The organism is Paenisporosarcina sp. (assembly GCF_049671445.1).
In the GTDB taxonomy this organism is placed as follows: Bacteria; Bacillota; Bacilli; order Bacillales_A; family Planococcaceae; genus Paenisporosarcina.
On record NZ_JBATUX010000117.1, the window covers coordinates 1 to 7,756 of the forward strand.

Annotated in this window: 10 protein-coding genes; all 10 read right to left on the reverse strand. The window is 38.9% G+C overall.

What is annotated here, in order from left to right:
• Nucleotides 1-248: NAD(P)/FAD-dependent oxidoreductase (locus WBG45_RS13950; protein ID WP_424415496.1), on the reverse strand; the 248-nt coding region annotated here is incomplete at its 3' end.
• Nucleotides 249-320: 72 nt separating this feature from the next.
• A complete protein-coding gene (locus WBG45_RS13955; protein WP_424415498.1) occupies nucleotides 321-1,847 on the reverse strand; it encodes a tetratricopeptide repeat protein in 1,527 nt (508 codons plus the stop codon).
• A gap of 73 nt (nucleotides 1,848-1,920) precedes the next feature.
• Entirely contained in the window at nucleotides 1,921-2,556 is a 636-nt protein-coding gene (hisIE, locus tag WBG45_RS13960; protein ID WP_424415500.1) for a bifunctional phosphoribosyl-AMP cyclohydrolase/phosphoribosyl-ATP diphosphatase HisIE, read from the reverse strand.
• Nucleotides 2,553-3,311: an imidazole glycerol phosphate synthase subunit HisF gene (hisF, locus tag WBG45_RS13965; RefSeq protein ID WP_424415502.1), complete on the reverse strand. Its 759-nt coding sequence runs from the start codon at nucleotides 3,309-3,311 to the stop codon at nucleotides 2,553-2,555. Before hisF ends, hisIE begins: the two co-directional genes overlap by 4 nt.
• Nucleotides 3,305-4,048 carry a 1-(5-phosphoribosyl)-5-[(5-phosphoribosylamino)methylideneamino]imidazole-4-carboxamide isomerase gene (gene hisA, locus WBG45_RS13970; RefSeq protein ID WP_424415504.1) on the reverse strand — a complete coding sequence of 248 codons (744 nt, stop codon included), beginning with the start codon at nucleotides 4,046-4,048 and terminating at the stop codon, nucleotides 3,305-3,307. The genes hisF and hisA overlap by 7 nt, the downstream gene beginning before the upstream one ends.
• Nucleotides 4,045-4,698 carry an imidazole glycerol phosphate synthase subunit HisH gene (gene hisH, locus WBG45_RS13975; RefSeq protein WP_424415505.1) on the reverse strand — a complete coding sequence of 218 codons (654 nt, stop codon included), beginning with the start codon at nucleotides 4,696-4,698 and terminating at the stop codon, nucleotides 4,045-4,047. Before hisH ends, hisA begins: the two co-directional genes overlap by 4 nt.
• Nucleotides 4,695-5,285, reverse strand: a complete 591-nt coding sequence (hisB, locus tag WBG45_RS13980; RefSeq protein ID WP_424415513.1) for an imidazoleglycerol-phosphate dehydratase HisB — start codon at nucleotides 5,283-5,285, stop codon at nucleotides 4,695-4,697. The genes hisH and hisB overlap by 4 nt, the downstream gene beginning before the upstream one ends.
• 2 nt (nucleotides 5,286-5,287) lie before the next feature.
• Entirely contained in the window at nucleotides 5,288-6,568 is a 1,281-nt protein-coding gene (hisD, locus tag WBG45_RS13985) for a histidinol dehydrogenase (RefSeq protein WP_424415507.1), read from the reverse strand.
• 12 nt (nucleotides 6,569-6,580) lie between these two features.
• Complete coding sequence (gene hisG / locus WBG45_RS13990) at nucleotides 6,581-7,204, reverse strand: ATP phosphoribosyltransferase (protein WP_424415509.1); 624 nt, start codon at nucleotides 7,202-7,204, stop codon at nucleotides 6,581-6,583.
• Nucleotides 7,197-7,756: ATP phosphoribosyltransferase regulatory subunit (locus WBG45_RS13995; RefSeq protein ID WP_424415511.1), on the reverse strand; the 560-nt coding region annotated here is incomplete at its 5' end. The genes WBG45_RS13995 and hisG, both read right to left, overlap by 8 nt.

The following is a 7,756-nucleotide window of genomic DNA, read 5'->3' on the forward strand; positions in this document are numbered from 1 at the left end:
TCTCCGTATGCATATTCAGCACCGAATTTTTTCGCATGGTCAAACATTTTTGTTGAAAGTTCTGGCCCTAAAATATGTTCAAATCCAGGGTAATTTTCAACTTCTTCAGTATTTGCCATTTGGCCACCAGGAATTCCTCTTTCAATCATTAACGTGGATAAGTTTCCACGTGATGTATATACTGCTGCTGTCATACCCGCAGGACCTGCACCGATAATCACAACGTCATAAATTTTTTCTTCAGACATATAAAAAACCTCCTAAACCCAATGTTCTGTAACAAATGTATAAGATTCATCTAGCTCATTCAACTTTTTTGCTTACGAATCCGAGAATGGTAAAAACTGAATGAGTTCATTAACATATTTCGTTAACGTCGGTGATGTGATTTCATAGTTTTTTGCTAACGCTTTTTTCGTAATTCCTTGAGAACGAGATGATTGGAACATATAATCAGCTGCAGCTGCCAAGGCATTCGGATTTTTAAATACATATCCTTTATCAATTGCTCGCTCAATTAAAACGAACCACATCTGAAACAAAAATGATGCATCAATTGTGACAGGACGGTTTTTCACATACAATACTTCAGTAGCATCAACTGCTCGCATAAATGAAATCTCAGCTGGTTGTTTGGCTTCAAATTCATGTCCAAGTGAAATAGCGAGTAACCATTTTTCCATAGTAGAATACGATTCAACATTTACCCATTCAGGATGTGCTATGATTTCTTGTTTATGAGCAGTCTTGCCTAATAAAAACAAACCAAACATCCGCTCACTTCGATAAGCATTTTCTAATTTTTCAACAACAAAGTCTCTGTTATGCTCCATCCCTTGCAGTGCTTCGCCTTCAACTTGCCCAGCCCAAGGCTCAAGACCTTGCTTTTCTGGATCAATATTGATTAATTGTTTCCATGCAAAACGCGCCTCTTTTTCATGATCCGAAAAATACGCTGAATGTGACAACCAGAAATAAAATCCTGGATCGCCTTCATATCCTCGTTTTTGCAATGAACGTAACCATTTATAGGCATCATCGTAACGGCCTACTAAAGCAAATGTCGCTCCAAGCTTATAACGGTGTTCTAACATATATGGTTGAATCTTACTCAATAAATTTAATAAATGATTAAGTTCAAATTCATTTTTTTCATAATAATGAACCACTGCTAAATTACACAAGGCATGTAAATTACCGGTGTTTTCTTCAAGTACTTTGTGTAATAAGGCTTTTGATTGATCGACTTCTCCAATATAGAAATAAGCAAGCGCAAGGTTATTGTACGCCGCCCAAAAGTCTGGATTATCTTCGATTAATTTTTCTAACACTTCGATGGCTTGATCAAAGTTACCTTGTTCCATCATACGTCTGGCTTTTTCTTGAATTATTAAGATTTCACTTCCAAAGTGGTCATCCTCAAATAAAGGCCAGTCATCTTGTTCGGAAAAATCTATGATTTCCATTGCTTCTTCAGCATATACACCACTAAAATCAAGTTCTACGTACTTTTTGGCGAATTTGCGAGCATCAGAAAGAAACCCTAGATGTGCATTGACTTCAGCTAAGAAAAAGATGATTTCCGTTTCATTAGGGTCAAGACTATGCGCGCTTTGCAACAACTCGAGGGCATGGTCATATTTTTCAACTTCCATTTCCACAATTGCATATTGCATTAAAATATGTGGATCGTCAGGACTCAATTCTGCTGCACGTCTTAAATATTTATGCGCTTTGTCAAATTGCTCTCGATTCAGAGCATGTAGCGCTTTTTGATAATAATATTCGCCTGTTGGAATAAACGAGACGATATTCTCTTTTTTAAGTTGTTTTTGTTTTTTCTCCAATTAATGCCTCCGAAAAAATAAAAAGGAACACAAAAGGTTCCTTTTCAGTATCTCTCTATTATATCACACAGGCTCACGATTTACCCTCATGTCGTTTTTGTAACACTTCTAACACATCGTATAGATCCACTTTTTGTTCTTGGAGCAGTACTAGTAAGTGATACAGTAAATCGGCAGCTTCCCATTGCAATTCTTCAGCATCACGGTTTTTCGCAGCAATGACAACTTCGGTAGCTTCTTCGCCAATTTTCTTACCGATTTTATCTACGCCTTTTTCAAATAAATACGTAGTATAAGCTCCTTCAGGCATCGATTGTTCACGATTTTGAATAACTTGAACTAAGTTTGCTAATATCCCAAAGCTTCCTACCGCTTGAACAGGAGTAACGATTTCTTTATGGAAGCAACTAACTTCGCCAGTATGACAGGCTGGACCTTTAGGGAGCACTTCGACTACTAGTGAATCTTCATCACAATCTGCTCTTATTGCAACGACTTGTTGAGTGTTCCCACTCGTCGCACCTTTATTCCATAATTCTTGTCTAGAACGGCTAAAAAACCACGTTTGTTTGGTCTCAACTGTTTTTTTTAGTGACTCTAGATTCATATACGCCACCGTAAGGACTTCTTTTGTTTGTGCATGTTGTACAACAACAGGAATCAGTCCACGATCATCAAATTTTATAGTTTCTAATGAGAAATTATTCATCTAACTGACACTCCTTTCTCTCTTAAAACACTCTTCACTTCTTTTACACTAGTTTCTTTATAATGAAATATAGAAGCAGCGAGTGCCGCATCCACGTCGGTTTTAGTAAATACATCATAAAAATGTTGTGCATTTCCCGCTCCACCGCTCGCAATAACAGGTACACTAACAGCGTCCCGAACTGCTTTCGTCAAAGCGATATCAAATCCACTTTTTTCACCATCTTGGTTCATGGAAGTAAGCAGAATCTCACCTGCTCCTAAACGAGTAGCTTCTTGCGCCCAATTGACTGCAGTCCATTGTGTGTCACGACGACCTCCATGTGTATAGACCATCCACGTATCATGTTCTTTTGACCATTTGGCGTCAATTGCTACAACGATACATTGTGATCCGAAAAATGCAGCCCCTTCTGCAATTAACTCAGGGCGCTCTATTGCTGATGTATTGACAGATACTTTGTCGGCTCCCGCACGCAACATTTTTTTCATGTCTTCAAGTGTCCGTATTCCGCCACCTACTGTAAATGGAATAGCTAGTTCAGCGGCAGATTGACGTACTACATCGACCATTGTTTCTTTGCCTTCATGTGAAGCAGAAATATCTAAAAAAACTAACTCATCTGCTCCTTGTTCATCATAAAATTTCGCTAATTCTACAGGATCACCTGCATCACGTAAAGAAACAAACTGAACCCCTTTAACCACACGACCTTCTTTTACATCTAAACAAGGAATAATTCGTTTGGTTAGCATGAAGTCACCTCATGTAAAACTTCTGGTAAAGTAAATCTATTTTCATATAGTGCTTTTCCAATAATTACTCCACCAATCGTTGTTTGCGAGGCAGCTTGTGCCACTTGACTTACATCAGAAAGTGAACTAATTCCACCCGATACAATTACTTCTGCACCTGTTGCTTCAGCAAGTAATTCATTTGCTAAAATATTCGGTCCAGTTAATGTCCCATCTGTTGCGATATCAGTGAAAATAAACACCTTGGCACCATGCTGTGAAAAATATTGCCCTACTTCTATTGCAGACTTCGTTGACGTCTCTACCCAACCATGCGTGGCAACCATGCCATCTTTTGCATCAAGACCTATAACAATTCGGTCTGCACCAAATTTCTCTATAAACGACACGGCTAACTCTGGTTGTTGAATTGCTAAGCTACCAATAATGACACGTGTGACTCCATTATCAAGATAATGTTTCACATCTTCTTCTGTACGAATTCCGCCACCTATTTGAACATTGACACCTAACTCTGTAGCTGCTCGGATGACATCCTGATCATGAATACGTTTGCCGTCCTTCGCTCCATCTAAATCAACCATATGTATCCACTTTGCACCTTGTTTTGCAAAGGTTTTGGCCATTTCAAAAGGAGAGTCTGCATAGATGGTTTCTTGATTGTAATCACCTTTAAACAATCGGACACACTTGCCCCCACGCATATCAATCGCTGGATATATGTCTATTGATGTCATGAATGATCACTCCTCTTTTGAACTTGCTGAACCCACTTAGACAATAGGTATTTTCCAAACGGTCCAGACTTTTCTGGATGAAACTGCATACCAGTAACATTTTCTTTCTGTACAAGTCCAGGTACGAATTGACCAGCATATGTACTGCTTGCGACTACTTCATGTTGTCGCGTATTTTGAGCTAAATAGGAATGTACAAAATAGACATGTGTTGAATCTTCTTTTTCTAGCCCATCTAGCCATTCCGGCTGATGAGTAAAAGACAATGGATTCCAACCCATATGTGGAATTCGTACTTGATGTTGTTGGGAATCAAGGTCTTCAAATTTTTCAATGTTTCCAATAAAAATACCTAAGCCTTTTGTTAAGCTATTTTCAGTACTGTCTTCATACAACAATTGCATACCTAAACAAATTCCTAGTAATGGCTTATTTGTTTTAGCAATTTCTTGAATGTACTCATCCAAACCTAACTCATTTAATCGATTCATTGCATCAGGAAATGCTCCTACACCTGGTAAAAGGTAGCCATCCATTTGGTCTAGCTCATTTTTATCTGACGTAATGAAAACTTCACATTCGAGTCGAAGTAAAGCTTGTTCGACACTATATAAGTTCCCCATCCCGTAATCAATAACTCCAATTTTCATGTCAATAATCCTTTAGTTGAAGGCACGCCTTTAACGCGTGAATCGATTGACACTGCTTCATCTAATGCTCTAGCTAATGCTTTGAAAATGGCTTCGATTATATGATGTGTATTTTGACCGTAGTGAACGATGACATGCACATTCATTCGTGCTTCGAGAGCAAATTTCCAGAGAAACTCATGGACAAGTTCTGTATCGAAATTGCCTACTTTTTCATTTGGCAAAACAGCTCTAAACTCAAGATGTGGACGGTTAGAACAGTCAATTACCACTTGAGCTAATGCGTCATCCATGGGGACAAACGCATTCCCGTAGCGACGAATTCCTTTTTTGTCTCCTAGTGCTTCTTTTACCACTTGGCCTAAAACAATCCCGATGTCTTCAGTGGTATGGTGATCATCGATATGCGTATCTCCAGAAGCTTGAATGGTGGCATCAAAGAATCCGTGTTTTACAAATAAATCGAGCATATGGTCCATAAATGGAACGCCAGTATCAATCGTAGCTTGTCCTTCTCCATCTAGTTTGAGTGAAACATTCACTTGTGTTTCATTGGTCATTCGATTAATAGTTGCTTCACGTAACATGATTAATCCATCTCCTTTGTCCATCCTCTTGATTCTACTGCTCGCGCATGGCCTTCTAAACCTTCCATTCTTGCAAGACGTGCAATTTTTGGCGCGTGCTTAAGCCAGGTCTCTTCTGTGTAATAAATAATACTTGTCTTTTTAATAAAATCATCCACCGATAATGGACTTGAAAAACGAGCTGTACTATTGGTTGGTAATACATGATTGGTTCCAGCAAAGTAATCTCCAATTGGTTCTGAACTGTAGCGACCAATAAAAATTGCGCCTGCATGACGAACTTGTTGTGCAACTTCTTGTGCGTTCCTCGTCATGATTTCTAAATGCTCAGGTGCTAATTTATTTACGGCTTCAACAATATCTTCGATTGTCTCGGCGACATAAATTTTGCCGAATTTTTCAACAGCAGCACGTGCAATTTTTTCACGCGGGAGCATAATTAATTGTTTTTCAACTTCGTGAGCGACTTCATGTGCGAAAAAATCACTCGTTGTGAGTAAGATTGGACATGCCATCGGGTCATGTTCTGCTTGCGATAATAAATCTGCAGCCACTTCATCGGCATACGCGGTTTCATCAGCAATCACGGCAATTTCACTCGGACCTGCAATCATATCAATAGCTACTACTCCGTATACTTCGCGTTTTGCTAGTGCAACAAAAACATTTCCTGGACCCGTTATTTTATCCACTGGTTTAATAGACTCTGTGCCATATGCTAAAGCGGCAATTGCTTGAGCACCGCCGATTTTATATATTTCTTCGATTCCTAAGATGGACGCTGCAACCAACACAGCATCAGGCAAAGACCCTTGCTCGTTCGGAGGAGAAACAATGACAATCCGTTCCACACCTGCTACTTGAGCAGGAATCACATTCATTAACACCGAAGATGGGTAAGCTGCTGAACCGCCTGGTACGTAAAGACCTACAGCATCTAAAGGGCTTACTCGTTGTCCAATAAACGAGCCGTTTTCAACATCCACTTCATACGATGAACGTTTTTGCTTTTCGTGGAAAATTCGGATATTATGGGCAGCTTCTTCTAAGTCTTTTAGAAGTTCAGCATCGAAATTATCCTTTGCATGATGGATTTCTTCATTAGAAACACGAAAATCATGTAGTTTAACACCGTCCCATTTCTCACAGTATTCTGAAATAGCTACGTCACCATGACATTTAACATCTGCTAAAACCATTTTCACCGTCTTCATTTGTTCTGCATTACCCATTTCTAATGGTCGTTTTAATGAAATATCTTTTGATAAAGAAACGATTTGCATGATACATCCTCCTTACTCCATTGAATCTTTTAAGCGCTTCACCATATCTCGAATTCGTTCACTTTTTAATCGGTAACTGACTGGATTAGCAATTAATCTAGATGTTACATCCACAATGTGTTCATATTCAACTAATCCGTTTTCTTTCAGTGTTCGACCTGTTGATACGATATCTACAATTCGATCTGCAAGTCCAATCATTGGCGCTAATTCAATCGAACCATTCAAGCCAATAATTTCGACTTGCTCGCCTTTTTCTTTATAGAAATTAGAAGCAATTTCAGGATATTTTGTTGCTACTCGAGGAGCAATATCATTCATGATTGTATTAGGTAAGCCAGCAGTTGCGATATAGCATTGACTAATTTTTAAATCAAGCAATTCATGAACGCTTCGCTTTTGCTCTAGTAATACATCTTTACCCGCTATTCCGATATCTGCAACCCCATGTTCTACATAAACAGGTACATCCATTGGTTTTGCTAAAATAAATCGAATCCTCTCATTAGGAACTTCGACGATGAGTTTTCGGGAATCTTCTAAGTCATCGGGTAACTGAAAACCTGCTTTTTGAAGCAAGGCATACGCTTCTTCAAAAATGCGTCCTTTCGGCATCGCAATTGTCAGTTCACTCATTATTGCCATCTCCTTTTATTAACCACACCACGTCTGTATAGTTTGCGATAAAAGATTCCTTATCTTCGACATTCCCCATGAATTGGACAGTTGTGCGAATTCCTTCTTCTCTTAAATTTTTCGCATCATGAACAGCTTTCACATAATTAGCCGAATCAAAAAAGATTAGTGTATGAGGTTCGCGTGTTGTTGTTGTAGTCATCACTTCAAGCAATCGATCCACTCGTAATCCAAAACCTGTGGCACCAACATCAGAATTGAATTCTTGCAATAACCCATCATAGCGACCTCCGTTACCGATCGCAAAGCCCGAACCACTTGCAAAAACTTCAAATAACATTCCTGTGTAATAACTCATTTCACTCGTTAGTGTCAAATCGTATGTGACCATTTTCGCAAGACCCGCATTTTCTAATAACGACGACAAATCACTAAGATAAGAAAACATCTTCACTTGTGAATCATTTGATTCATCAATAAATGAACGTAACTGTTGAATGGATTGCACATTAGAAGCTTGTCCAATAAATTCCATAAAACGCTGCTCGTCTT

What these genes read in the sequence shown, in the direction of transcription:
- hisA (WP_424415504.1), bottom strand. Translation starts at nt 4,048, where the DNA reads ATGACATCAATAGACATATATCCAGCGATTGATATGCGTGGGGGCAAG.
- hisG (WP_424415509.1), bottom strand. Translation starts at nt 7,204, where the DNA reads ATGAGTGAACTGACAATTGCGATGCCGAAAGGACGCATTTTTGAAGAA.
- hisD (WP_424415507.1), bottom strand. Translation starts at nt 6,568, where the DNA reads ATGCAAATCGTTTCTTTATCAAAAGATATTTCATTAAAACGACCATTA.
- hisIE (WP_424415500.1), bottom strand. Translation starts at nt 2,556, where the DNA reads ATGAATAATTTCTCATTAGAAACTATAAAATTTGATGATCGTGGACTG.
- hisB (WP_424415513.1), bottom strand. Translation starts at nt 5,285, where the DNA reads ATGTTACGTGAAGCAACTATTAATCGAATGACCAATGAAACACAAGTG.
- hisF (WP_424415502.1), bottom strand. Translation starts at nt 3,311, where the DNA reads ATGCTAACCAAACGAATTATTCCTTGTTTAGATGTAAAAGAAGGTCGT.
- hisH (WP_424415505.1), bottom strand. Translation starts at nt 4,698, where the DNA reads ATGAAAATTGGAGTTATTGATTACGGGATGGGGAACTTATATAGTGTC.